Annotated in this window: 19 protein-coding genes and 3 tRNA genes; 16 read left to right on the top strand and 6 right to left on the bottom strand. The window is 71.2% G+C overall.

From position 1 onward, the window contains the following. Nucleotides 1-160 precede the first annotated feature (160 nt). The 7 genes from mfd to B5F84_RS00115 all read left to right on the top strand — a co-directional run bounded on the left by mfd (nucleotide 161) and on the right by B5F84_RS00115 (nucleotide 9,077). Nucleotides 161-3,598 (top strand): transcription-repair coupling factor, encoded by a 3,438-nt coding sequence (gene mfd, locus B5F84_RS00085; RefSeq protein ID WP_087319482.1) that lies wholly within the window; start codon nucleotides 161-163, stop codon nucleotides 3,596-3,598. 151 nt (nucleotides 3,599-3,749) lie between these two features. Further along, on the top strand, nucleotides 3,750-6,185 hold the full coding sequence (locus tag B5F84_RS00090) for a glycoside hydrolase family 3 N-terminal domain-containing protein (protein ID WP_087319484.1): 2,436 nt from the start codon (nucleotides 3,750-3,752) through the stop codon (nucleotides 6,183-6,185). Between the two features lie 161 nt (nucleotides 6,186-6,346). After that, nucleotides 6,347-7,204: a nucleoside triphosphate pyrophosphohydrolase gene (mazG, locus tag B5F84_RS00095; RefSeq protein WP_087319487.1), complete on the top strand. Its 858-nt coding sequence runs from the start codon at nucleotides 6,347-6,349 to the stop codon at nucleotides 7,202-7,204. Between the two features lie 92 nt (nucleotides 7,205-7,296). Then, on the top strand, nucleotides 7,297-7,833 hold the full coding sequence (locus tag B5F84_RS00100) for a septum formation initiator family protein (protein WP_087319489.1): 537 nt from the start codon (nucleotides 7,297-7,299) through the stop codon (nucleotides 7,831-7,833). 12 nt (nucleotides 7,834-7,845) lie between these two features. Beyond that, nucleotides 7,846-8,835: a phosphatase gene (locus B5F84_RS00105; protein WP_087319491.1), complete on the top strand. Its 990-nt coding sequence runs from the start codon at nucleotides 7,846-7,848 to the stop codon at nucleotides 8,833-8,835. Between the two features lie 14 nt (nucleotides 8,836-8,849). After that, nucleotides 8,850-8,934 (top strand) — tRNA-Leu (locus tag B5F84_RS00110). A gap of 67 nt (nucleotides 8,935-9,001) precedes the next feature. Next, a tRNA-Glu gene (locus B5F84_RS00115) sits at nucleotides 9,002-9,077 on the top strand. A gap of 84 nt (nucleotides 9,078-9,161) precedes the next feature. Here B5F84_RS00115 and B5F84_RS00120 read toward each other — a convergent pair. Both B5F84_RS00120 and B5F84_RS00125 read right to left on the bottom strand, forming a co-directional pair. Continuing rightward, nucleotides 9,162-10,133, bottom strand: a complete 972-nt coding sequence (locus B5F84_RS00120) for a hypothetical protein (RefSeq protein WP_087319492.1) — start codon at nucleotides 10,131-10,133, stop codon at nucleotides 9,162-9,164. Further along, nucleotides 10,130-11,182: a hypothetical protein gene (locus B5F84_RS00125; RefSeq protein ID WP_087319494.1), complete on the bottom strand. Its 1,053-nt coding sequence runs from the start codon at nucleotides 11,180-11,182 to the stop codon at nucleotides 10,130-10,132. The genes B5F84_RS00120 and B5F84_RS00125 overlap by 4 nt, the downstream gene beginning before the upstream one ends. Nucleotides 11,183-11,568: 386 nt before the next feature. On the opposite strand from B5F84_RS00125, the gene B5F84_RS00130 reads away from it, so the two are divergent. Beyond that, a complete protein-coding gene (locus B5F84_RS00130; protein WP_087319497.1) occupies nucleotides 11,569-12,783 on the top strand; it encodes an iron-containing alcohol dehydrogenase in 1,215 nt (404 codons plus the stop codon). 274 nt (nucleotides 12,784-13,057) lie between these two features. Here the strand turns inward: B5F84_RS00130 and B5F84_RS00135 are convergent, their stop codons facing one another. Beyond that, a complete protein-coding gene (locus B5F84_RS00135; protein ID WP_087319498.1) occupies nucleotides 13,058-13,357 on the bottom strand; it encodes a YhbY family RNA-binding protein in 300 nt (99 codons plus the stop codon). A 119-nt stretch (nucleotides 13,358-13,476) separates the two neighbouring features. Between B5F84_RS00135 and B5F84_RS00140 the strand changes: the two genes are divergently transcribed. Further along, a complete protein-coding gene (locus B5F84_RS00140; protein WP_158094444.1) occupies nucleotides 13,477-14,313 on the top strand; it encodes an HAD-IIB family hydrolase in 837 nt (278 codons plus the stop codon). Between the two features lie 56 nt (nucleotides 14,314-14,369). Here B5F84_RS00140 and B5F84_RS00145 read toward each other — a convergent pair whose 3' ends face one another. Both B5F84_RS00145 and murE read right to left on the bottom strand, forming a co-directional pair. Continuing rightward, a complete protein-coding gene (locus tag B5F84_RS00145; RefSeq protein WP_087319503.1) occupies nucleotides 14,370-15,218 on the bottom strand; it encodes a hypothetical protein in 849 nt (282 codons plus the stop codon). Further along, nucleotides 15,218-16,741: a UDP-N-acetylmuramyl-tripeptide synthetase gene (gene murE / locus B5F84_RS00150; protein ID WP_087319505.1), complete on the bottom strand. Its 1,524-nt coding sequence runs from the start codon at nucleotides 16,739-16,741 to the stop codon at nucleotides 15,218-15,220. Before murE ends, B5F84_RS00145 begins: the two co-directional genes overlap by 1 nt. A gap of 67 nt (nucleotides 16,742-16,808) precedes the next feature. Between murE and B5F84_RS00155 the strand changes: the two genes are divergently transcribed. The 5 genes from B5F84_RS00155 to nagB all read left to right on the top strand — a co-directional run bounded on the left by B5F84_RS00155 (nucleotide 16,809) and on the right by nagB (nucleotide 21,150). After that, a tRNA-Val gene (locus tag B5F84_RS00155) sits at nucleotides 16,809-16,884 on the top strand. Nucleotides 16,885-17,109: 225 nt separating this feature from the next. After that, nucleotides 17,110-17,844 carry a ribonuclease PH gene (rph, locus tag B5F84_RS00160; protein WP_087319507.1) on the top strand — a complete coding sequence of 245 codons (735 nt, stop codon included), beginning with the start codon at nucleotides 17,110-17,112 and terminating at the stop codon, nucleotides 17,842-17,844. 798 nt (nucleotides 17,845-18,642) lie between these two features. Then, nucleotides 18,643-19,356, top strand: a complete 714-nt coding sequence (locus tag B5F84_RS09665) for a glycoside hydrolase family 2 TIM barrel-domain containing protein (RefSeq protein WP_087319508.1) — start codon at nucleotides 18,643-18,645, stop codon at nucleotides 19,354-19,356. 191 nt (nucleotides 19,357-19,547) lie between these two features. Further along, entirely contained in the window at nucleotides 19,548-20,171 is a 624-nt protein-coding gene (gene rdgB, locus B5F84_RS00175) for an RdgB/HAM1 family non-canonical purine NTP pyrophosphatase (RefSeq protein WP_239378146.1), read from the top strand. Nucleotides 20,172-20,415: 244 nt separating this feature from the next. After that, nucleotides 20,416-21,150, top strand: a complete 735-nt coding sequence (gene nagB, locus B5F84_RS00180; RefSeq protein ID WP_087319512.1) for a glucosamine-6-phosphate deaminase — start codon at nucleotides 20,416-20,418, stop codon at nucleotides 21,148-21,150. A gap of 87 nt (nucleotides 21,151-21,237) precedes the next feature. Here nagB and B5F84_RS00185 read toward each other — a convergent pair whose 3' ends face one another. Further along, on the bottom strand, nucleotides 21,238-22,314 hold the full coding sequence (locus B5F84_RS00185; RefSeq protein WP_087319515.1) for a Xaa-Pro peptidase family protein: 1,077 nt from the start codon (nucleotides 22,312-22,314) through the stop codon (nucleotides 21,238-21,240). A gap of 183 nt (nucleotides 22,315-22,497) precedes the next feature. On the opposite strand from B5F84_RS00185, the gene B5F84_RS00190 reads away from it, so the two are divergent. Next, the gene (locus B5F84_RS00190; protein ID WP_087319517.1) at nucleotides 22,498-22,794 is read left to right on the top strand and encodes a Veg family protein; all 297 of its coding nucleotides are present in this window, start codon (nucleotides 22,498-22,500) and stop codon (nucleotides 22,792-22,794) included. 6 nt (nucleotides 22,795-22,800) lie between these two features. Further along, nucleotides 22,801-23,679 (top strand): 4-diphosphocytidyl-2C-methyl-D-erythritol kinase, encoded by an 879-nt coding sequence (locus B5F84_RS00195; protein ID WP_239378148.1) that lies wholly within the window; start codon nucleotides 22,801-22,803, stop codon nucleotides 23,677-23,679. The last annotated feature ends 1 nt before the right edge of the window (nucleotide 23,680 follow it).

The raw sequence follows: 23,680 nt of genomic DNA on the forward strand, positions 1-23,680 counted from the left end.
GCAGTGCCGTCGGGCCGGGGCGTCTCTGTGCCGCGGGGCCCGGGCCGGGCAAGAAGAACCTGTGACCGCGCGGGCCGGCCGCTACAATGGGGCGAGAAGAACCGCCCGTCGCGACCGGCCCCGACCCCGAGGCCGGCGTGCCGTCATGTAGGGACGCCCCATGCTCATAGACCGTGTTTCTCGCCAGCTGACCTCAGCGCCGGAGCTCGCCCCGCTTGTCCGGGAGCTCGGGGCGGGCCATGACGCCACGCTCGCGGTGGCGCAGTCGGCCCGTCCCCTGGTGGTCGCGGCGCTGTGGGCGGCCGACCCGCGCCCCTGCCTCTTTGTGGTGTCGGGCGAGGAGGCGGCCGACCGGGCCGCCCGGGCGCTCTCGGCGTGGCTCGGCCAGGACGCGGTGAGCCGCTACCCGGAGCGCCGTGACCGGCCGTGGTCCGAGGCCGCCCCCGAGGACGCCGTGGTCGGCGCGCGCTGCCGCGCGGTGGCGCGCCTGGCCGCGGGCGAGCGCTGCGTCGTCGTGGCGAGCGCCCACGCGCTGCTTCGGCGCGTCCCGCCGGTGGGCAGCGGCTACTTTGCCTCGAGCACCTTTGCGGTGGGGGACGAGGTCCCCTTTGAGGAGGTCCCGGCCCTGCTCGTGGGGATGGGCTACACCGATGTCGGGGGCGTGGACGCGCCCGGCACCTTCCACGTGCACGGTGACGCCGTCGACGTCTGGCCCGCTCAGGCCACGAGCCCCGTGCGCATGGAGTTCTTTGGGGACGAGATCGACCGCGTGCGCCGCATGGTCCCCTCCACGGGCCAGACCATCGGCGAGCTCTCCGAGGTGACGGTCTCGCCCTGCCGCGAGCTCGCCCTTACGGACGAGACCGTGGGGCGCGCCGAGCGCGCGCTCTTCAACCGGGCCCGCGACAACAGCGCCGTGGCCGCCGACCTGGAGCTCATTCGCCAGCGCGCCGCCGCGCCCGCGCTGGAGCGCTACCTGGGCGCGCTCTACGGGGGCACGGCGAGCCCCCTCGAGCACATGAGCTCCGACGCGCTCGTGGTGCTCGCCGAGCCCCGCGCCCTCTTCGACGACTGCATGCGCGCCTACGACGAGCTCGAGGTGGCCGCCGGCGCCGCGCGAGTCTCCCTTGAGGGGCTCTACACCTCGCCGCGCCAGATGGACTTTGGCAGCCAGCAGCGGCTCTCGCTCTCCTCGATCCTGCGCGCCGGCTCGGGCGCCGTCACGGCCGAGCTTCCCGTGCGCCAGCCGCAGATCGCGGGCTCGGACGCCAAGCTCCTGGGGCGCGTGCGCCAGCTCGTGGCGGACCGGGCCGTGGTGCTCTTTGCCGTGCCCGACCGCGCCGCGCGCGAGGCGCTGGAGCTCCGCTTCACCGACGAGGCCATCCCTGTGGTGGAGTCCCTGGGGACCTCGGCCGAGAACCGCGACCCGCAGGCGCCGTCCCTCGAGCGCGGCCGCGTCACGTTCGTCGACGCGCCGGTGCCGGCGGGCATCGTGATCCCCACGGCGGGGCTCGCGGTCTTCTCGGTCTCCGACCTCACGGCGCGCACGGCCAAGAACCGCCGACGCGCGCGCCGCGTGGACCCCACGAGCGTGACCTTCCCCTTCAAGCCCGGGGACTACGTCGTCCACGCCACGCACGGCATCGCGCTCTTCTCCGAGATCGTGCGCCAGGAGGTGGCCGGGCGCGAGCGCGACTACTTCCTTCTGGAGTACGCGGCGGGCGACAAGCTCTTCGTGCCCCTCGAGCAGGTGGACCGCATCACGCGCTACGTGGGGCCGGACGGCGCGAGCCCGCGCCTCACGCGCCTCAACACCGCGGACTGGTCCCGCGCCACGGGCAAGGCCCGGCGCTCGGCCAAGAAGCTCGCCTTTGACCTCGTGGACCTCTACACGCGCCGGAGCTCCGTGCCCGGCTACGCGTTCTCCCAGGACACGCCCGTCCAGGAGGAGATGGAGGCGAGCTTTGCCTACGAGCTCACGCCCGACCAGCGCTCCGCCATCGCCGACATCAAGGCGGACATGGAGGCGCGCCGCCCGATGGACCGGCTGCTGTGCGGCGACGTGGGCTTTGGCAAGACGGAGGTCGCCCTGCGCGCGGCCTTCAAGTGCTGCCAGGACTCCAAGCAGGTGATGGTGCTCTGCCCCACCACCATCCTGGCGCAGCAGCACTTCGAGACGTTCTTCTCGCGCTTTGCGCCCTTTGACCTCAAGGTGGCGGTGCTCTCGCGCTTTGTGACGCCCGCCCAGCAGCGCCGCGCGCTCGAGGGCTTTGCGGACGGCTCGGTGGACGTGCTCATTGGCACGCACCGCCTGCTCTCCGCGGACGTCAACCCGTACGACCTGGGCCTCGTCATCATCGACGAGGAGCAGCGCTTTGGCGTGCAGCACAAGGAGCAGCTCAAGAACATGCGCGAGCAGGTGGACGTGCTCACGCTCTCGGCCACGCCCATCCCGCGCACCATGCAGATGGCCATGAGCGGGGTGCGAGACATGAGCCTCATCATGACGCCGCCGTCCGGGCGCCTGCCCGTCAAGGTGACGGTGGGGGAGTGGGACCCGGACGTGGTCTCCGACGCCATCCGCGAGGAGCTCGCCCGCAAGGGGCAGGTCTACTACGTGAGCAACCGCGTGCACACGATCGACGACGCGGTGGAGCGCGTGATGGAGGCGGCGCCCGAGGCGCGCGTGGGCGTGGCGCACGGCAAGATGAGCGCGCGCGAGGTCGAGGACGTGATGCTGCGCTTCCAGGAGCACGAGATAGACGTCCTGGTGGCCACCACGATCATCGAGAGCGGCATCGACAACCCGCGCACCAACACGCTCATCATCGAGGACTCCCAGCGCCTGGGCCTGGCGCAGCTCTACCAGCTCAAGGGGCGCGTGGGCCGCGGCCGCACGCAGGCCTTTGCCTACTTCATGTTCCCGGCCGAGCTGCCGCTCACGCCCGAGGCCACCGACCGCCTCACGGCCATCAACGAGTACCAGGACCTGGGCAGCGGCATGAAGATCGCGATGCGCGACCTCGAGATCCGCGGTGCGGGCTCGCTCATGGGCGCCGAGCAGCACGGCAACCTCTCCAGCGTGGGCTTTGACCTCTTCACGCAGATGCTCGGCGAGGCCGTGGCCGAGGCCCGCGGCGAGACCCGCGAGGTCGAGCAGGCCGAGGTCTCCATCAACCTGCCCGCCGACTTCTTCCTGGCCGAGGAGTACCTGCCGGACGTGGACAAGCGCGTGCTCGCGTACCGTCGCCTGGCGGCGGCCGTGGACCTGGCCGAGGTGGACGCCCTGCAGGAGGAGTGCGAGAAGGACTTTGGCGCGCTGCCGCTGGCGGGGCGCAACCTCTTCGACCGGGCGCGCGTGCGCATCCGCGCGCAGCGGCTCGGGTGCACCTCGGTGGGCCTCACCAACGGCCGCCTCATGTACCTGGGCGTCGAGGTCCCGCGCGCCGTGGCGCTGCGCCTCAAGGAGCGGGGGGCCCTCGTCTACCCCAAGACGCACAAGGTCGCCTACCCCTTCCATCGCAGCGAGGAGGAGGTCATGCCCGCCGCGCTCGGCGTGCTCGAGGAGATCGGAGGGGACGACGAGGTGGAGGAGTAGCGGCCGCGTCCCTCCTGCCGGCCGCCGTTCGACCGCGGAAATGCTCGCGTTGGCAAAAAAGCCCCGTCCAGAAACCGCTTGGAAAGGGGCGCGGACCTAGTATTCCTAGGGGACGGCCGCCCGGCCGCCACCGGAGGAGAGAGGACCGCCCATGGACCGTCAGAGCAAGCGCGCCAGCATCACCCGTCGCACCCTTCTCAAGGCAGGCGCCGCCGGAGCCGCGCTCTTCTCCGGCCTCGGCCTGCTCCCGACCAAGGCCCTGGCCGCGACCCCCGACCTCGGCGACGTGGCGACCATCGTCGCCGGCATGACGCGCCGCCAGAAGATCGCCCAGAAGATCATGCCCGACTTCCGCCAGTGGGACTCCGGCAGCGGCGTCGCCGACATGACCGTCCTTGACGAGAAGGTCGCGGAGATCGTCGACAAGTACGACCTCGGCGGCGTCATCCTCTTTGCCAACAACGTCAAGGAGACCGAGCAGACCCTGCGCCTGTGCATGGGCCTGCAGGAGGCCGCGACGCGCAACGCCTCCGGGGAGGCCTACGGCAACATCCCGCTGCTCATCACCATCGACCAGGAGGGCGGAATCGTCTACCGCCTGGGGTCTGGCACCGCGCTGCCCGGCAACATGGCCGTGGGGGCCACCCGCAGCGTGGACGACGCCCGCGAGTGCGGCGAGGTCATCGGCCGCGAGCTCAACGCGCTCAAGCTCAACGTCAACTTTGCCCCGTCCTTCGACGTCAACAGCAACCCCAACAACCCCGTCATCGGCCTGCGCTCCATCAGCGGCAACCCCGACCTCGTGGCCGAGCTGGGCGTTCCCATGATGAAGGGCATGCAGGAGCACAACGTCGCCACGGCCGCCAAGCACTTCCCGGGCCACGGCGACGCTGGCACCGACTCCCACACCGGGCTCCCGCGCATCGAGAAGACCGAGGAGGAGCTCTGGGAGTGCGAGTTCATCCCGTTCCAGGCGGCCATCGACAACGGCGTCGACATGGTCATGACCGCGCACATCCAGTTCCCCAAGGTAGAGACCGACACGGCGACCTCCATCAAGGACGGCTCCACGATCGAGCTTCCCGCCACGCTCTCGCACGTCTTCATGACCGACATCCTGCGCGGGGAGATGGGCTTCACGGGCGTTTCGGTCACCGACGCCCTCAACATGGACGCCATCGCCACCAACTTCGGCGAGGTCGACGCCGTCAAGCGCGCCTTCAAGGCGGGCGTTGACATTGCGCTCATGCCCACGATGCTGCGCTCCGCCGCCGACGAGCAGAAGCTCGCCGACCTCATCGACGCCCTCGTCGCGGACGCCGAGATCACCGACGAGATGCTCGACGAGTCCGTCACCCGCATCCTCACCCTCAAGAAGGCGCGCGGCATCCTGCAGTACGCCGAGACCGCGGGCACCGTCGAGGACAACCTCCCCAACGCGCTCGCCGTTGTCGGCAGCGACGAGAACCGCGCCATCGAGCGCGAGGTCTCCGCAAGCGCCGTGACCGTCATCAGGAACGAGGGCGACGTCCTGCCATTCAGGCCCGCCTCCGGCGCCCACGTGCTTCTTGTCGGCGCCTGGAGCAACGAGCAGCCCGGCATGGAGCTCACGATGCGCCGCCTTGTTGACGAGAAGGTCATCCCGGCCGACGTGACGTACGAGTCGCTCAACTATGCCGAGAGCTACTCCAGCCCGGACGAGGCGCTCGCCGACATCACGCCCAAGCTTGCCGACGCCGACTACGCGATTGTGATCTCCGAGGTGGGCAGCACCGCCAACCTCAACCCGGACCGCGTCTCCGGCAGCAGCACCTACGTGCCCACGCGCGTGGTCCGCGCCGCCAACGAGGCGGGCGTGCCCGTTGCCGTCATGAGCATCTCGCTTCCCTACGACTGCGCGATGTACGACGAGGCCCCGGCCGTCGTGGCCGTGTACGGCAACAAGGGCATGGACCCCACCGAGGGGCTGCAGCCCTCCGCCGCCTTCGGCCCCAACGTGCCCGCTGGCGTGGAGGTCATCTTCGGTTGCCACGCCGCCGAGGGCAAGCTCCCCGTGGACCTCTATGCCGTCAACGTTGACGAGAACGGCGCCTCGTTCGACCTCGACAACGTCAAGTACCCGCTTGGCTACGGTCTCACCTACCCCGGCGTGAACGACAAGCCCGCGGTTGACAACTCCGCGCTTGCCACTGCCGTCGCCGACGCCGAGAGGACCGTCCTTGCCAACAGGGACGCCTACACGGCCGACAGCCTCGCCGCGTTCCTCTCTGCCTACGACGCCGCCAAGGCGCTTCTTGACGACCCCGAGGCCACGCAGGAGGAGCTCGACGCCGCGCTCGCCAGGCTGAACGAGGCCATGGACGCGCTCGTTTTGGCCTCCGCGGAGAAGCCTGGCGACAAGAACCCCTCCGGCACGGATTCCGGCACGGGCCCGGGCACGGGCTCCGACGGCAAGAAGCCGTCCGGCTCCGGCCCGATTCCCGAGACCGGTGACCCCACCGCCTTTGCCGCCGTGGCCGCGGCCGCCGTCGCGGGCGTGGCCGCCATGGGCGCAGGTGCCGCCATGCACGCCGAGGACGAGGAGTAAGCGCCCCGGCCCTGATCGGGAGATCCCTTGCGAGGCCCCGCCCCCCCACGGGGGCGGGGCCTCGGCGTATGTTGCGACTGCCGTACCACGCCGCGGACCTCACCCCGCGCGCTCCGCGCTAGAATCGCAGACAGAAGGAACGTCCCGTCGAAGGAGCCCCCATGTCTCACGCCGCCGACCGTGCCGACGCCGAGACGGCCGCCCGCCCAGGCGCGCCCGCCGCGCACCCCGAGTTCGATCGCCTCGTGCGCACGATGTGGCGCCTGCGCCAGCCCGACGGCTGCCCGTGGGACCGCGAGCAGACGCACCGCTCGATCACCAAGCACATGGTCGAGGAGGCCTACGAGGCCGTGGAGGCCATCGAGGAGGGGAGCGCCGCGCACCTTGCCGAGGAGCTGGGCGACGTGCTCGAGCAGGTGGTCCTGCACGCGCAGATTGCGGCGGACGAGGGCGCCTTCACGATCGATGACGTCGTGGCCGGCCTCAACGAGAAGCTCGTGCGGCGCCACCCCCACGTCTTTGGCGAGCTTGCGGCCGCGTCGGACGGTGACGAGGTCCAGGACATCTGGGACGAGGTCAAGGCCGCCGAGCGCGCCGCTGCGGGCGAGGAGGGCGGCGCCCGCGAGCCGGGGCTGCTCGACTCCGTGCCGCTGAGCCTTCCCGCGCTCATGCAGTGCCAGAAGCTCTCCAGGCGCGCGGCCAAGGCGGGCTTTGAGTGGCCCGACCTTGCCGGCGTCTGGGAGAAGGTCGCCGAGGAGCGCGCCGAGTTCGAGCGGGAGGCCCCGGGCAGCCGCGAGCGCACGGAGGAGTTCGGCGACCTGCTCTTCTCGCTCGTGCAGGTGGCTCGCTGGGAGGGGATCGACGCAGAGGAGGCGCTCGCCGCCAGCAACCGCAAGTTCAGGCACCGCTGGGCTAGGATGGAGGCGTTTGCCCACGAGGAGGGCGTCTCGCTGGACGGGCTCGACCCCGCGCGCTGGGACGAGCTCTGGGAACGTGCGAAGGCTGAGGAGTCGGCATAGCACCAGCCGTTTGCCGCGGCGCGTCTGTTATAACAGGGGTGCGCGGCGACGCCGCGTGCCCAGCCAGAACGAACGAGAGACGAAGCCACGGCATGAGCAACCTCACCACCAAGGCCGCCGCCCAGACGGCCCGGAAGCGTCCACCTGCGGGGCGGGCGAGCAGGCCCGTACGGCGCAAGAAGGGCGCGCTCGCCGAGAACGCCGAGCGCCTCGCGGCCGGCGCCACGGTCGCCGGCAAGGCGGCCGCGAGCAAGGGTGCCCAGCTCGCCGCGCTTGCCACGCGGTTTCGCGTGCCGCTTGTCGTGCTCGTGGTCCTGCTCGTGGTGGCCGGCGCGCTCTACGCGCCGGCCCAGGACCTCTACTGCGCCTGGCGCGACCAGGAGGCCCACGAGCAGCAGCTCGAGACCCTGAACGAGGACATCTCCCAGTACCAGGGGGACATCGACCGCCTCCAGACCCGCGAGGGAATCGAGGACGAGGCCCGCAAGCGCGGCTACGTAGCCGAGGGCGAGACGAGCCTTGTGGTCGAGGGCCTGCCCGAAGACGAGGGCGAAGACCAGGACGACACTCCGGACAAGCCCTGGTACCTTGCCCTGGGCGACTTCATCTTCCAGTACCAGGAACCCTGACAGGAGCCTCTCATGACCCGTCTTGCCTGCATCGACATTGGAACCGTCACCGCGCGCCTGGCCGTGGCCGACGTCGAGGGCGGCCGCGTCGCGCGCCTTGCGAAGAGCTCCCAGATCTGCAACCTCGGCGAGGGCGTCGACGCCACGGGTCGGCTCAGCGAGGATGCCATGGCGCGCGTGGTCGCGTGCGTCCGCGGTTTTGTCGCGGCCGCGCGCGAGGCGGGCGCGCCCGCCGTCTGCTGCACGATGACGAGCGCCGCGCGCGACGCCGAGAACGCCGGCGCGCTCCAGTCCGCCCTGCGCGAGCTCGGTCTTGAGCCGCTCGTGATTCCCGGGCAGGTGGAGGGGTCGCTCACCTTCCTGGGCGTGGCGCAGGACTTTCGCGGCCGCCAGATTCTCGTTGCGGACAACGGCGGCGGTTCCACGGAGCTCGCGCTGGGGTCGCTGGGGGAGGATGGGGTCCTTCACCTGGACTTTGTGCGCTCGATTGACGTGGGGTGCCGCCGCCTCACGGAAAAGTGCCTCAGCTCGCGGGAGGTTCCCTGCGCGGAGGACCTTGCCCGCGCGCACGAGTTTGCGGCCGCCGGGTTTGCGCCCGCCGTCCGCGCGCTCTCTGCCGCCGGAGCCGCGCCCGAGGCGCTCGTGGTCTGCGGCGGCACGGTGACGAGTCTCGTGGCCATGGACGCCCGGCTCGAGCCCTACGACCCGGCGCGCGTGCACCTTGCGCACCTCTCGCGCGAGCGGGTCGACGCGCTCGAGGCGCTGCTCGCCAGCCTCGACGTCGCGGGACGCGCGGCGCTGCCGGGCCTTCAGGCCAAGCGCGCGCCCGTGATCTTGGGCGGCGCGGTGGCCGTGTCCGAGCTCATGCGCCAGACCGGCTTTGACGGTCTTCAGGCAAGCGAGTCCGACCTGCTCTTTGGCCTTGCGCTGGCGGCCGCGTCCGCCCTGGACGGGACCGACTCGCCCGTATCCTGGAAGCCGCTGATGCGCGAGCTGCGCTAGGATGGTATCCGCGCGGGGGCGTGGCGGAATTGGCATACGCAGGAGACTTAAAATCTTCGGCCGAAAGGATTGTGGGTTCGAGTCCCACCGCCCTCACCATGCGTCCACCCCGGCCGCGGCGCTTCCCGTGAGCGCCAGGCGGCACGTCTGATATACTCGGCTGCGCGTCCCCATCGTCTAGTGGCCTAGGACATCGCCCTTTCAAGGCGACGACACGGGTTCGACTCCCGTTGGGGGCACCATGACTGCCACGGCCCGGAGCGCTCGCGCCCCGGGCCGTTTGCGTGCCGCCTGCGGCCCCTCGCGCTCGCGACCCCGCCCGCGCGCTACCAGTCGAGTCCGCGCTCCCGGGCGAAGCGCTCGGCCGAGGCCACGAGCCAGTCGTGGCCCTGCGCCCAGTTGATGAAGTCGGGCGTGTCGGCGATGATCGGCTCGGCCTCGCGCACGGCGAAGGTGCTCTCCTCAAAGCTGCCGGGCGCCGCTTCGGGGCGGTCCGGCAGGTAGGTCTCCACGTACGTGGGGCGCAGGAGCGCGTAGGCCCCGCCCTGGCAGAGCTCGTCGTAGCCGCGCAGCGCGCGACGTGCGGCGCTCATGCGGTCGAGCTTGAAGAGGAGCAGCGTGCGCGCGAGGTGCGACCATGGGTTCCCGTGCCGGGAAAAGCGCGCGTCAAGCTGGTCGAACCCGGCCTCGTCCTCAAGCCGCGCGAGCGCGAGCGCGTAGGTGTGGCGCGCCCCGAGGGGGTCGCCGGGCGAGGTCGCGATGACGGACTCGGCCGCGCTCGCCGCCATCCGGTAGCGTGCGGTGTCCAGGCACGTGCGCGCCACGGCGGCGCGCAGCCGCAGGCGCGGCCGGTACCAGACGTCGCCCCAGGCGTCGTCGGTCCCGGTGCGAGGCGCCCCGCCCCGCCGCCCCGCCTCGCGCTCCAGGGCAATGAGCCGCCCGAGCAGCTCGTCGGGCTCGGCGTCGGCCGCAAGCGCCTCGAGCAGGCGCGCGTCGAGGCAGCCCTCGTCAACCTCCGCGGCCTCGCGGCACGCGCGTGCAAGCAGCCCCAGGCGCTGCCTGCGCGCGCGCTCGTAGGCGTCGTCGTCCAGCAGGTCGTCGCCCAGCGTCTTGGCGCGGTACGCGTCGAGCGCGCGGGCAACGATGAGCAGGGCCTCCTCGGCCGGGTCGTCCACAAAGGCCGTGGGCTGCTCGCGCACGGCAAGCCTGAGCTCGGCGAACGCCTCGTCGGAAAGAGGACCGATCTTCTCGCGCCGTCGCTCGGCGCAGCGCTCCACAAGCTCGTCCCATGCGTTCACGAGGCCTCGTCCCCCCTTCCGCGCCCGTCGGGCGCCTCGCGCCTGAGCGTGCGCCACGCGGCGGGGTCGCGGCGGGCGGTCTCGCGGATGAGCCACTCGCCAAGGACGCCCGCGCCCCGGCGGTCGGTGCCCTCCTGGAGAAGCACGATGCCCTCGCTCACGGCAATGACGAGCTCGTCCTCGCTGAAGGGGGCCACCCGCAGCCGGGAGAACTCTCCGTCGGGAAGCTCGGTCTGGCGCAGGAGCACGCCCGCCGCGCCGGGGTAGGAGTCGATGAGCCAGCCGACCTGCTCGGAGGCCTTCGCGTAGTCGCAGCGCCGGTGCGCGAGCGCCATGCGGGCCAGAGCAAGCCAGGCGTCTCCCGCGCGTGTCGGCGAGAGCGTGGCGTAACGTGCCGCCAGCTCCTCGAGCCCGCGCTCGTCCTCGAGCTTGGCGAGGGCGTACGCCAGGGTGAAGCGCACGTCGCACGAGTCTGACGGGTCGCACGCAAGCAGCCGCTCGGCAGCGCGCGCGGCGGCGTGGTTGTGCCCGCAGATGAGGGCCTCCTCGGCGAGCGTGGCCAGCCAGCGCCACCACGGCCTGAGCGCGAGCTCGCCGCCCAGCGCCGCCCGCTCCCCGTCAAGGGCGCGCAGGGCCTCGTCGCGCGCGGCCTCGCAGGACGCGCGCACCTCCTCGGCCCGGTCTGCCAGGAGCCGGTAGCGCTCCTCGATCGAGGGCGCCTCGGAGGACGAGCGCATGCGAAGCGCGTCCCAGCAGAGCGGGTCCAGGGACAGGGCCTCGTCGAGCAGCGCCTTGCCACGGGCGATGAGCCGGTCCGCCTGCGCGCCCACGGCAAAGGGCAGGCGGTAGTCCACGACCTCGGCCGCCATGGCGACCAGGTGAAAGGCCCGGTCCGCGTCCGACTGGGGCAGGGCGTCGCGGTCCTGCTGGAAGCGACGGCCAAAGCCCGCAAAGGCCCGCGCGGCCGCGGCGGGGTCCGCTCCGTCGAGCGAGCAGGCAAACCGCAGCGCGAGCCGCTGGTAGTCCTCTCTGCGTGGGTCGTGCGCCATCGTCCTCCTCTCGTCCCCTCTATGGTAGCCGAGAAGGACCGCCCGCCGAGAAGAACCTCGGCGCGCAGGCGCCCGGGCCCCGTTTGGGCGCCTGCGCGACCCGCCGTCCTTCTCGCCCGGCGGGGCCGCGGCGGCGCCCCTTCCGCCTGGCGGGACGCGCCCGAGAAGAACCCTTATTCCCCACGCGGGGGCCTTTGATACGCTGCCGCCGCTCGCGGACCACTCGGCGAAAAACGGGTGGGCTCGGAGGGCCCTTTGCTATGCTGAGTCCGTCTGGGCGGCCGCTCTCCGCAGACGGGGACCGCTGCTCGTTCAACGGCTCGGACGGGAAGACCCCGCCCGCACATCCGCCGCGGTGGCGGCGGCACAAGAAGTGGAGGAGTGTTATGGGACGTTTCACCAACCCGCGCGACCTGTACTTTGGTGAGGGCGCTCGCCACGAGGTCAAGAACCTCAAGGGCTCCCGCGCCATGATCGTCACCGGCGGCGGCTCCATGCGTCGCGGCGGCTTCTTGCAGGACGTCGAGGCTGACCTCAAGGAGGCCGGCTTCGAGGTCGAGATCTTCGAGGGCGTCGAGTCCGACCCGTCCGTCGACACCGTGAAGCGCGGCGCCGAGGCCATGCAGAAGTTCCAGCCCGACTGGATCATCGGCATCGGCGGCGGCTCGCCCATCGACGCGGCCAAGGCCATGTGGCTCTTCTACGAGTACCCCGAGGAGACCTTCGAGCAGGCCATCGTGCCGTTCAGCTTCCCCGAGCTCCGCACCAAGGCCAAGTTCTGCGCCATCGCCTCCACCTCCGGCACCGCGACCGAGGTCACCGCGTTCTCCGTCATCACGGACTACGAGAAGGGCATCAAGTACCCGCTCGCCGACTTCAACATCACGCCCGACGTGGCCATCGTCGACCCCGAGCTCACCTACACCATGCCGCAGAAGCTCTGCGCGCACACCGGCATGGACGCGCTGACCCACGCCATCGAGGCCTACGTCTCCACCGCGGGCTCCATGTTCACCGACGCCAACGCCCTGCACGCCATCCGCGAGATCGTCGAGTGGCTGCCCAAGAGCTACCAGGGCGATCACGAGGCCCGTCAGCACATGCACGAGGCCCAGTGCATCGCCGGCATCGCCTTCTCCTCGGGCCTGCTCGGCATCGTGCACTCCATGGCGCACAAGACCGGTGCCGCCTTCACCGGCGACCACATCATCCACGGCTGCGCCAACGCCATGTACCTCGGCAAGGTCATCCAGTTCAACGCCAAGGACGAGCGCGCCAAGAGCCGCTACGCCTACATCGCCAAGGAGGTCCTGCACCTCGCCGGCGAGACCGAGGACGAGCTCGTTGCCGCCCTCGTGCAGGAGATTCGCGACCTCAACGACAAGCTGGACATCCCGCAGGGCATCAAGAACTACGGCAAGGGCGGCGTAAAGGCTGACGAGTCGATCATCGACTACGCCGAGTTCGAGTCCAAGAAGGCCGACGTGGCCGCCAACGCCATCCTCGACGCCTGCACCGGCTCCAACCCGCGCCAGCCGTCCCAGGAGGAGATGGAGAAGCTCCTCGAGTGCGTCTACAACGACGTCGACGTGGACTTCTAGGCCGGTCACTGCTAACGGTTCGTGTTGCGGCCGGGGCCTTCGGGTCCCGGCCGTTTCTGGTGGGTCGGGGGTCGCTCGGGGTGCAGGCCGGCGTTCTTCTCGCCCGGCGCCCGGCGATTAACGCACATAATCTGACAATCTACATCCCTGAAACCTTGATTATATAAAGTGAAAACAGATTTTGTGCATTAATCGCCGGGGCGAGAAGAACCCGCCCGGGGCCGCGCCCCGCCCGGGCGGCGGCCCACCCGGGGCGCGGGGCCGCGCCCGCGCTCTACACGAGCTGGATCTTCTCGACGCCCTCGCGGGTGGTCTCGCGGTAGAGGGTGAACCGGCGGCCGATGACCTGCACGATCTCGGCGCCGCAGCGCTCGGCGAGCAGCTCGGCGGCCTCGCGCACGCCGAGGCTGGACGAGTCGAGCACGGAGCACTTGACGAGCTCGTGCGCCTCGAGCGCCTGGCTGGCCTGCTCGACGGTGCCGTCGTTGACGTCGGCCTTGCCAATGATGACGGTCGCGTCCAGGTGATGGGCGAGGCTGCGCAGCTGCCGGATCTGCTTTCCCTTGAGCGTCACGTGTGTCTCCTCCTGGCGGGACGGGCCCGCGGGTCATGAGCCTGAATGAACCATTACACGATACCAGAGCGCTCCCGCTACAATGGTGCCTCGAGCAACGACGGCGAAACGGGGGAGCCATGGGCAGGCGGGACGGTGCGGTCGCGTTCTTTGACGTGGACGGGACGCTCGTGTGGCACGACTACGAGAAGCTGAGCCGCGTCAAGACCGAGAAGATCGACGCGGTGACGCAGATCCGCCCGACCGAGGCCGTCTTCGAGGCCTTCCGCCGGATGCGCGCCGCCGGGCACCTCACGTTCATCTGCACCGGACGCCCCAAGTCCTTCATCGTGCCCTCGCTCTACGAGCTCAACCCGGACGGCTTTGTGGCCGCGGCGGGCGCCCACGTGATCGTGGGCGACACCGTGGTCCGGGACGTCTCCATCCCCGAAGACCTGCTCCGCGAGACCGTCGAGCGCTTCGTGGCCGCGGGCGTGGACCTTACCATCGAGGGTCGCGCCCAAAACGTCGAGCTCAGGCCGTCGGGCGCCCCGGCGCGCTTTGAGGGCTCGGCCGTCGCGCACTCCGTGGCCGAGTTCTTCGAGGTTGCGGGCGACAACCCCTTCTCCAAGTTCTGCACCAACGGGCTCACCCTCGCCGAGCTCGGGCCCGTGCTCCCGTTCTGCGAGGAGCACTACACCGTCGCCGACCTCCAGGGCGGCGCCTTCGAGTTCTCCCTCAAGGGCGTCAACAAGGGGACGGGCATCGAGGCCGCCCTCGCCTACCTGGGCCACGGCCGCGAGCGCACCTTCGCCTTCGGCGACTCGGAGAACGACCTTCCCATGCGCGACGCCGTGGAGACCTTCGTGGCCATGGGCAACGCCCTGCCCCGCGTCAAGGAGTGCGCCGACTACGTGACCGACTCGGCCTCCCGCGACGGCGTCGTGACCGGGCTGGAGCACTTCGGGCTCATCTAGCCGCGCCTCGCGGGCAGGAGGGGCCGCGCGGTGACGGCACGGCCGGCCCCGCCGCGCTACGGCCTGAACCCCGAGTGCTCGCGCACGGCCCGCTGGAAGGCGTCCGCGCCGTGGCGGGCCGAGTGCCCCAAAAGCACGAGGAGCGTCTTCCCCGAGCGCAGGTAGGCGCGCCGGACCGCGCGGTCCACGGCGCCGGCGACGGGGGTGATGATGGAGAAGCCCGGAAACTCGCGCCGCGCCGCCTCGAGGGCGCGCTTGCGGCCCGCGTGGGCGCCGGACTCCTCCAGAAGGGCGCAGACCTGCTGCTCCGGCGAGACGAGCAGCTCAAGGTGGCCGGGCGTGCGGACGTGGCAGAGGCGCTCGGCGGTCGTGGCGTCGTTTCTCCCCAGGAGCTCAATGACCGTGATGGCCGCGAGCGCGGCGTCCACGGCGCGCAGCCCCACAAGGGGCAGCACCACGTTGCCGGACCAGCTCGGCGCGTGCGCGCGGAACTGCACGAACCCAAAGCGCGCGGCCTCCCGCGTGGCGCCCACGTCGGCCCGCGGGCTCGTGCGCGAGAAGGACAGCGCCCGCCCCCGACCCGTGACGGTGCCCTCGCCGGACGCCCCGAGCGCGCAGAGGACGTCGCAGGCGCCGCGCGCCCGGCCGCAGGCCCCCACGGACTCGAGGAGGAGGAAGGGGAGGTTCTTCTCGGCGGCGTTTGCGAGGTGGACGTCAAGGCGCCCCAGCTCGGCGAGGACGTCGCAGTCGCGCAGCCACTCCGCCCCGTCGTAGGTCTCGTACGCGCCCACCACGCTCACGGACCGGTAGGGCTCGGCGCCCTCGATCACCGTCCGCAGCATCAGGGAGACGGCCGTCGCATCCTGCCCGGCCGCGTCGATGCCGATGACGGTGGGGCGCGCCATCAGACGGCGTGGGCCCGGTCGTAGGCGGCGACGCCGGCCGCCGCGAGCTCGGAGTCCGTTGCGCAGGGGACAAAGCCCGTGGCCATGTGCTGGGTCGCGTCGGAGCCCTTGGCCAGGAGCAGGACCACGCTTCGCTGCGGCGCGGCAAGCTCAAAGGCGCGCGCCACCGCCTCCTCGCGGTCCAGGACAATCTCGTGGGGGAAGCCCTCGGGAATCGCGCGCTCCATCTCGTGGCAGATGTCGAGCGGGTCCTCGGTCCAGGGGTCGTCGGTGGTGAAGATGAGGTAGTCGGCGTAGCGCGCGGCGACCTCGGGCAGGTCGCGACGGCGCTCCTCGGCCTTGCCGCCCACCGCGCCAAAGACCGCGATCACGCGCGCGCCGGCAAAGGTCCCGGCCACGGCGGAGAGCAGCGAGTCAAAGGCAAGCCGGTTGTGCGCGTAGTCAACGATGGCCGTCACCTGGCGGTCGGCGGTGCGGTAGAACTCCATGCGCCCGGGGACGCGCGTGCGCTCGAGCCCGCGCACGATGTCGTCGGCGCCCGCGCCGAGAAGGTGGGCCGCGAGGGCCGCGCAGAGGGCGTTGGAGACGCTGAACTCGCCGGGGAAGGGCAGCGACACGCGCCGCTCCCAGCCGTCCAGGTGCAGGGTGAAGGAAATGCCCTCCTCCGTGGCGGCAAGGTCGTCGGCCCAGGCGTCGGCCTCGGGGCGCCCCACGCCAAAGGTGAGCGTGCGGCCGGACGCGCGCGCCGCGGCCAGGACCCGGTCCGCGTGGTCGGTGTCAAGGTTCACCACGGCCGTCCTGCCCTGCGAGAAGATCTTGAGCTTGGAGGTGAAGTAGTCCTCGAAGTCGGCGTGCTCGACGGCGGAGATGTGGTCGAGGCCAATGTTGAGGAAGCAGGCCACGTCAAGCTCCACGCCGAGGGTGCGGTCGTACTTGAGGGCCTGGCTCGAGACCTCCATGACCAGGGCGTCGAGCCCGGACGTGCGCGCGTGGGCGAGGTGGCGCCAGAGGTCGGGCGCCTCAGGGGTGGTGTTGCGCGAGGGGCCGTCCTCGACGCCGTCGTAGGTCTCGACGGTGCCGATCATCCCGCAGCTCCCGAAGCCGTGCCAGGCGTCGAGGATGGAGCGGAGCAGGTAGGCCGTCGTGGTCTTGCCCTTGGTGCCGGTGATGCCCACGAGGGGCAGCGCCCGGTCGGGCCGGCCGAAGGCCTCCGCGGAGACGATCGCCATCGCTCGGCGCAGGTCGCTCGTCACGAGGGCGGGCGCGTCCGGCGCCAGCGCCGCGAGCTCGTCCGCGCGCGACTCGTCGCAGAGGTACGCCACGGCCCCGGCCGCAAGCGCGCTCGTGAGGAACGCGGGCCGGAACGCGGCCCCCTTGCAGACGAAGACGTCTCCCGGCGCCACGGCGCGCGAGTCGCACGCGGCGCCGTGGACGCGCACGTCGTCGGCCCCGGCCGTGGCGGCGCGGAGGATGCCCGCGGTGTCAAGGGCGCGGGCGAGCCCCGTAAAGGTCATCGTATCCATGCCCCCAGTATAGGGCCCTCCGGCGGGAAGGGCGCCGACACGGCCGTGTGGTAGACTTTTGGCGTTCGGGCGATTGGCGCAGCGGCTAGCGCAGGTGCCTTACACGCACAAGGTCGGCGGTTCGAACCCGTCATCGCCCACCAGCAGACCACGGCCCCCCGCCGCCTCGCGCGACGGGGGCCGTTGCGTGTCCCGCCCCGGCGGCGCCGTTCTTCTCGCCCGGGGCCCATGGGGTGGAAATAGCATACATAGTTGTGGTCCAACCTGAAAAAACAGCCCGTTTCGGCCAAAATTTGTATGCTATTCGCCCCGGCAGCCCCGGGCGAGAAGCCCGGGCGAGAAGAACCCCCAACCGCAAAGGAGCCCCCATGCCCAGCGAGCCCACCCGCTCCCACGACCGCGCCGCCCACGAGATGCGCCCGGTCACGCTGACCCCCGGCGTCATGAAGAACGCCGACGGCTCGTGCCTCGCCGAGTTCGGCGACACGCGCGTGCTCTGCTCGGCGACGGTGGAGGAGGGCGTCCCGGCGTGGCGCAGGGGCGCGCACGCGGGCTGGGTGACGGCCGAGTACGCGATGCTTCCCGCCTCGGCCAACCGCCGCACCCCGCGCGAGTACCGCGGCCGCAAGGGCCGCTCCATGGAGATCGAGCGCCTCATCGGCCGAAGCCTGCGCGCCGTCACGCGCCTCGACCGCCTGGGCGAGCTCACCATCACCCTTGACTGCGACGTCATCCAGGCCGACGGCGGCACGCGCACGGCCTCGGTCACGGGCGCGTGGGTGGCGCTGCACCAGGCGCTCGCGGGCCTCGTGGACCGGCACCGCCTTCCGCGCCTGCCGCTCACGGGCCAGGTCGCGGCGGTCTCGGCGGGCGTCGTGGACGGGCGCGCCCTGCTCGACCTCGACTACCCCGAGGACTCCCACGCCGAGGTGGACCTCAACCTCGTGGGCACGGACGCGGGGCGGATCGTCGAGGTGCAGGGGACCGGCGAGCGCGCCTGCTTTGACCGCGCGCAGCTCGCCGCCCTCCTCGACCTTGGGCAGGCGGGCATCGCCGAGCTCCTGGCGCTCCAGTCCGCGGTCACGGGCTTCTCCCTCTCCTAGCTGCTCGTCTCTCGCCGCGTCCCGATGAATTGGCGCCGCTGGCAGGCAGGTGTCGCCCGCCGTGCCGTGGCGTCTTGCGGCATTTGCTACGTGGCCCTTGGTGAGTCCGCAACAATCGCGACCCAGGGGAGCGGCCATGAGAGTCAGAGGCAGGATGAGGCGCGCGTTGGTCCTGGCGGCGGTGACGGGCCTTCTTGCCCTGGGCCTTGCCCCCGCCGCCGCGCTCGCGCGCGACGCGGCGGGCGCCGAGCTCACGGCGACGGAGATGGCCCAGCCGGGGGGGCCGGGTCGAGCTGAGCTTCAACAACGACTGGCGTTTCTGGGAGGGGGCCCTGAGCGAGGGGGCCGCCGACCCTGCCTACGACGACTCGGCGTGGATCTACGTCAACGCGCCGCACAGCACGATCAAGTACACGCCCGAGAACTACTATCAGGAGGACCTCGGCGTCTTCTGGTACCGCCGGCACTTCTCCACCCCCGAGACCGTCCAGGACGGCCGGCGCGTGCTCCTCACCTTTGAGGGCGCGATGCAGAAGGCCGACGTCTGGCTCAACGGCGAGAAGCTCGGCACCCACGAGGGCGGCTACACGCCGTTCTCCTTTGACGTCACGGACCGCCTTGCCCCCACGGGCGAGAAGAACGTGCTCGCCGTGAGGCTGGACACGCGCCCGAGCGCCTCGTGCGCGCCGGGCAAGGAGAACCCCGACTTCCAGTACTTCGGCGGCCTCTACCGCAACGTCTTTCTCACCGTCACCGACCCGGTGCACGTCACCGACGCCGTGTCGTCGCGGCGAGCGCGTGCACCTAAACGGCGTGAACCTCCACTCCGAGACCTACCTGCTCGGCAACGCCGTCTTCGAGGAGATCAAGCGCCTGCGCGAGCTTGGCTTCACCTTCGTGCGCATGTCGCACTACCCGCACTCCCCGGCCTTCTCCGAGGCGTGCGACCGCTACGGCGTGGCCGTGCTCGACTGCCTTGCCGGCTGGCAGCAGTTCTATGACACGGACGCCTTCAAGGAGAACACCTACCAGCAGGTGCGCGAGATGGTGCGCGCCAACCGCAACCACCCCTCGATCGTCGCCTGGGAGCCGAGCCTGAACGAGAGCTCCTATACCGAGGCCTGGGCGCGCGAGGTCAACCGCATCACCAAGGCCGAGTATCCCGAGAAGGGCCTGGCCAAGGCCTGGACCTGCGGCTGGAGGTACTGGAACGTCTTTGACATGGGCTGCGGGACCCCGCAGGCAAACGTCAACGGCGACGCCGCCACCTATGCCACCAAGCCCGTCATCGTGAGCGAGTACGGCGACTGGAACTACGGCGGCTACGACTCCACCACGCGCGTCACGCGCGAGCCCGCCCACTACGCCGACGCCAAGGGCGGCGACGAGGGCATGCTCCAGCAGGCGGACAACGTGCAGGCCTCCTACGCCTGGAACCGCGAGGGTCGGGTCCTCGCCCGAGCCCACCCCGGACCCGGGCGAAGACCCGACCCTCGCGCCCGGGACCGATGAGGTCCCCGCCCCCGGCACTGCGGGCACCGCGCGGGGCACCCCTTCTCGCCGTGGGCCTCGCGGCGGCCGGCGCGGCCGTCGCGCTCCGCCGCGCCCGATGCTAGCGCCGCCCTGCGAGGGGCCTGCGAACGGGTACCATGAGAGGCTGTCGCCCAACCCGGGCGGCAGCCCCTTCGTCCAGAGGAGACAGCGTGAGCAGCATCAGCATCAGCGAGCTCGACCCGGCGGCAACCGTTGTCGTGGCCACGGGCAACGCCCACAAGGTCGTGGAGATCGAGGCCATTCTCTCCCCGGTCATGCCCGGCGTGCGCTTTGTGGCCCTCGGCGAGCTCGGGGACTTCCCCGACCCCGTGGAGGACGGCGCGACCTTCTTTGACAACGCCCTCATCAAGGCCCGCGCCGCCCAGGAGCAGACCGGCCTGCCGATGGCGGTGGCCGACGACTCGGGCCTGTGCGTGGACGCCCTCGACGGCGCGCCCGGGATCTTCTCGGCACGCTGGGCGGGCGAGCACGGCAACGACGCCGCCAACAACGAGAAGCTCATGGCCCAGATGGCCGACGTCCCCGACGAGGCCCGCACCGCCCGCTTCCACTCGAGCGTCGCGCTCGTCCGCGGGGACGAGGTCCTGCGCGGAGACGGCGACTGCGAGGGCCGCGTGGGCCGCGAGCTGCGCGGCGACCACGGCTTTGGCTACGACCCCCTGTTCCTTCCCGTCGAGACCCCGGGCCGCACCATGGCCGAGCTCTCCATGGACGAGAAGAACCGCATCTCGCACCGCTTCCACGCCCTCGAGGACCTTGCCTCCCGCCTGTAGCGCGCTGCCGAGCCAAAGGGCGCCGCTCGTCAAAAAGACGGCGGCGCCGGCGGCGAACTGAGGCATGATAGAGGGGTCTCCGGGGTGATGACCCCGGGTCGCCGTGGACGGGCAGGGGCCTCGACGCGACGGCTTCCTTCACAACGTTTTTGCGCGGCCTCGCCCTGGTGGTCGCCGTCACATTGGCCGCGGCCGATGGGGCCGCACGACGGGCGGGGCCCGTCTCGTAAGGAAGGGAAGCACGATGAAGATTCTCCGCGCCAAGGACTACGCCGACATGAGCCGCAAGGCCGCCAACATCATCTCGGCCCAGGTCATCCTCAAGCCCGACTGCGTGCTCGGCCTGGCCACCGGCTCCACGCCCATCGGCACCTACCAGCAGCTCATCAAGTGGTACGAGAAGGGCGACCTCGACTTCTCCCAGGTCTCGACCTACAACCTCGACGAGTACCGCGGCCTCACGCACGACGACCCGCAGAGCTACCACTACTTCATGCGCGAGAACCTCTTTGACCACGTGAACATCGACCAGGCGAACACCCACGTGCCGGACGGCTCCAACCCCGACGCCGACGCCGCCTGCGCCGAGTACGACACGATCGTGGCCGCGGCCGGCTACCCCGACCTCCAGCTCCTCGGCATCGGCAACAACGGCCACATCGGCTTCAACGAGCCCGACGACCACTTCTCCAAGGGCACGCACTGCGTCGACCTCACCGAGTCCACCATCCAGGCCAACAGCCGCCTCTTTGACCGCATCGAGGACGTGCCGCGCCAGGCCTACACCATGGGCACGCAGACCATCATGTCCGCCCGCGCGATCCTTGTGATCGCCAACGGCGAGGCCAAGGCCCAGGCCGTCCACGACATGTGCTACGGCCCGATCACGCCGAGCTGCCCGGCCTCCATCCTGCAGCTCCATGCCAACTGCGTGGTCATCGCCGACGAGGCCGCCCTCGCCCTCTGCCCGGCGGAGTAGGCGTCCGGGGACTCCGTGCCAGAGCGGGGCGCGGGGCGAGAAGAACGTTCTTCTCGCCCCGCGCCCCGTCTTGTCTTTTTGGGCGGGCTAGTTGAGGACCGTGAGGGCCTTGGGATAGGAGTTGAGCACCTCGCAGCCGTCCTCCGTCACGATGACCAGGTCCTCGATGCGCACGCCGATGTCGCCGGGCAGGTAGATGCCGGGCTCGATGGAGAAGCACTGCCCGGGGCGCACCGGCTCGTCGTGCGCGGCCGAGACGTCGCCCGGCTCGTGGTCCACGAGGCCGATCTGGTGGCCGAGACGGTGGTTGAAGGCCGGGCCCCAGCCGGCGTCCTCGATGACCTCGCGCGCGGCGCGGTCGATCTGGGCAAACGTCACGCCCGGGCGCACGAGGGCCTCGGCGGCCTCGTTGGCGCGGCGCACGGCCTCGTAGACCGCGCGCTGATGCTCGGTGGGCTCGGCGGTGAAGAAGGTGCGCGTCATGTCCGAGCAGTACCGGTTGCGCCTGCAGCCCACGTCAAAGAGGACGGGGTCGCCCGGGGCAAGGACGGTGTCGTCGGGCTCGTGGTGGGGGTCTGCGGCGTTGGCGCCAAAGCTCACGATGGGCGTGAAGGAGTGGTCCTGCGCGCCGAGGCGGCGATACTCGGCGAGCAGGCCGTCCGCGATCTGGCGCTCGGTCACGCCCGGCCTCACCTGCGCGACGAGCCAGGCCATGGCCTCGTCGTTCACGGCCGAGGCGGCCCGCATGAGGTCCTGCTCGCGCGCGTCCTTGATCGAGCGCGCGTCGTCCACGGCGTCGGAGGCGAGGACAAAGCCCGCGGCGGCACGCGCCTCCATGAGGGGGACGAGCCAGCGGGCGGCGAGCTCCTTGTCCACGCCGAGCGGCTCGTCCGCGCGGCATGCGGCCGCGACGAGGGGCACGGGGTCGTCCGTGTCGGAGAACGTGACGACGCGGGCGCCCGTGCCGGAGGCGTCCGGGAAGAGGCGGTTGGCAAAGAGCGTGCACGGTCCCTCGGCGGGCACGAGCAGCGCGAGGAAGCGCTCGTAGGGCTCGGTGTGGTAGCCGCACAGCCACCAGATGGAGAGCGGGTCAACCACGAGCGCCTGGCTCAGGCCGCGCCGGGCCAGGTTCTCGCGCACGCGCGCGAGGCGCTTCTCGTCCATGGGACTCCCTTCCGCCCGGCGTGCCCGCGCAGGCTTGGTCGACGCTGTGGGCAGTGTAGCACCCGTGGCCTTGTCGTGACGTTCCGTTGAGACGGATTGTTGGGGCCCGTGCGGGGGCGTATGATGAAGGGTGCTGAATTCTACATCTTTTGCCCCGTCTGGGCGGGGCGTTCGGAGGCTGGTATGGAGAACGAGATTCCCCCCGTCAACCGGGTTGACGAGATTCGCGAGGAGCTGGGCCGTCTCGAGGGCAAGCGCCTCAAGGTGAAGGCCAATATGGGCCGCTCCCGCATCGTCGAGCGCGCCGGCACCCTCATGCACGCGCACCCCTCCCTCTTTGTGGTGGAGGTCGAGGAGCGCCGCGGCCGCACCGCGCGCCAGTCCTACCAGTACGTTGACGTCCTGACCGGCACCGTGGAGCTCTACGACGCCGAGTCGGGCGAGCGCCTCTTCGACTTTGTCGAGCCGGTCGTCGAGTAGGCCCCCATGTCCGACGCCGTGCTCGTGCGCACCCCCTGCAAGGTGAACCTTCACCTCGGGGTCCATCGCGGCCGCGACGAGCGGGGCTACCATCGCGTCGACTCGGTGATGGCGCCCGTCGCGCTCTGGGACGACGTGGCCGTGCGCGAGGCGCCCGAGCTCGAGGTGGCGTTTTCCCCGGAGCTGGAGGTCGCGCCGGAGCGCAGCGGCGTCTGGCGGGCCGCGGCCCTCCTCGCCCGCGCGCTTGGCCGCGAGCCGCGCGTGCGGATTGACGTCGTGGCGCGCATCCCGGAGCGCGCGGGCCTGGGGGGCTCCTCGGCCGACGCCGGGGCCGCCCTGCGCGCGCTTTCCGAGCTCTGGGGCGCGGACCCGCTCGACGGGCGGGTCGTTGGCGTGGCGCGGCAGATCGGCGCCGACGTGGCGTTTTTCCTGGACCCCCGCACGGCGCTCTTTGGGGGCGCCGGGGACGTGCTCGAGCGGGCGCTGCCCTGCCCGGAGCTGCCGGTCGCCCTGGTCATGCCCCGTGCGCAGGGCGGCTCGACCCCCGAGGCCTACGCGGAGTTCGACCGGTCGGGCAAGGACCCCGCCTCGCCGGAGGCGCTCGTCCGCGCGCTGGAGGCGGGGGACGTGGCCGGGCTCGCGGGCTGCCTGCACAACAACCTCGCGCCCGCCGCACGCGCGCTCTGCCCGGAGGTCGGGGCCGTGGAGGCGTGGCTGCGCGGGCAGCCGGGCGTTCGTGCGGCCCAGGTCACCGGCTCGGGCACCTGCTCGTTTGCCCTCTGCGAGAGCGCGGGCGCGGCCGATCGCGTGGCCCGCGAGGCGCGCGGCCGGGGCTGGCGCGCCTGGTCCACAAAAATACTTGGTTCGTCCGCGGAAGTCTGCTAGA

The sequence above is a fragment of the Olsenella sp. An290 genome (assembly GCF_002159535.1).
Classification (GTDB): Bacteria; Actinomycetota; Coriobacteriia; order Coriobacteriales; family Atopobiaceae; genus Thermophilibacter.

What these genes read in the sequence shown, in the direction of transcription:
- murE (WP_087319505.1), bottom strand. Translation starts at nt 16,741, where the DNA reads ATGGATACGATGACCTTTACGGGGCTCGCCCGCGCCCTTGACACCGCG.
- mazG (WP_087319487.1), top strand. Translation starts at nt 6,347, where the DNA reads ATGTCTCACGCCGCCGACCGTGCCGACGCCGAGACGGCCGCCCGCCCA.
- B5F84_RS00185 (WP_087319515.1), bottom strand. Translation starts at nt 22,314, where the DNA reads ATGGACGAGAAGCGCCTCGCGCGCGTGCGCGAGAACCTGGCCCGGCGC.
- B5F84_RS00190 (WP_087319517.1), top strand. Translation starts at nt 22,498, where the DNA reads ATGGAGAACGAGATTCCCCCCGTCAACCGGGTTGACGAGATTCGCGAG.
- B5F84_RS00090 (WP_087319484.1), top strand. Translation starts at nt 3,750, where the DNA reads ATGGACCGTCAGAGCAAGCGCGCCAGCATCACCCGTCGCACCCTTCTC.
- B5F84_RS00140 (WP_158094444.1), top strand. Translation starts at nt 13,477, where the DNA reads ATGGGCAGGCGGGACGGTGCGGTCGCGTTCTTTGACGTGGACGGGACG.
- B5F84_RS00130 (WP_087319497.1), top strand. Translation starts at nt 11,569, where the DNA reads ATGGGACGTTTCACCAACCCGCGCGACCTGTACTTTGGTGAGGGCGCT.
- rph (WP_087319507.1), top strand. Translation starts at nt 17,110, where the DNA reads ATGCCCAGCGAGCCCACCCGCTCCCACGACCGCGCCGCCCACGAGATG.
- B5F84_RS00195 (WP_239378148.1), top strand. Translation starts at nt 22,801, where the DNA reads ATGTCCGACGCCGTGCTCGTGCGCACCCCCTGCAAGGTGAACCTTCAC.
- B5F84_RS00100 (WP_087319489.1), top strand. Translation starts at nt 7,297, where the DNA reads ATGAGCAACCTCACCACCAAGGCCGCCGCCCAGACGGCCCGGAAGCGT.
- B5F84_RS00105 (WP_087319491.1), top strand. Translation starts at nt 7,846, where the DNA reads ATGACCCGTCTTGCCTGCATCGACATTGGAACCGTCACCGCGCGCCTG.
- mfd (WP_087319482.1), top strand. Translation starts at nt 161, where the DNA reads ATGCTCATAGACCGTGTTTCTCGCCAGCTGACCTCAGCGCCGGAGCTC.
- B5F84_RS00125 (WP_087319494.1), bottom strand. Translation starts at nt 11,182, where the DNA reads ATGGCGCACGACCCACGCAGAGAGGACTACCAGCGGCTCGCGCTGCGG.
- nagB (WP_087319512.1), top strand. Translation starts at nt 20,416, where the DNA reads ATGAAGATTCTCCGCGCCAAGGACTACGCCGACATGAGCCGCAAGGCC.
- B5F84_RS00145 (WP_087319503.1), bottom strand. Translation starts at nt 15,218, where the DNA reads ATGGCGCGCCCCACCGTCATCGGCATCGACGCGGCCGGGCAGGATGCG.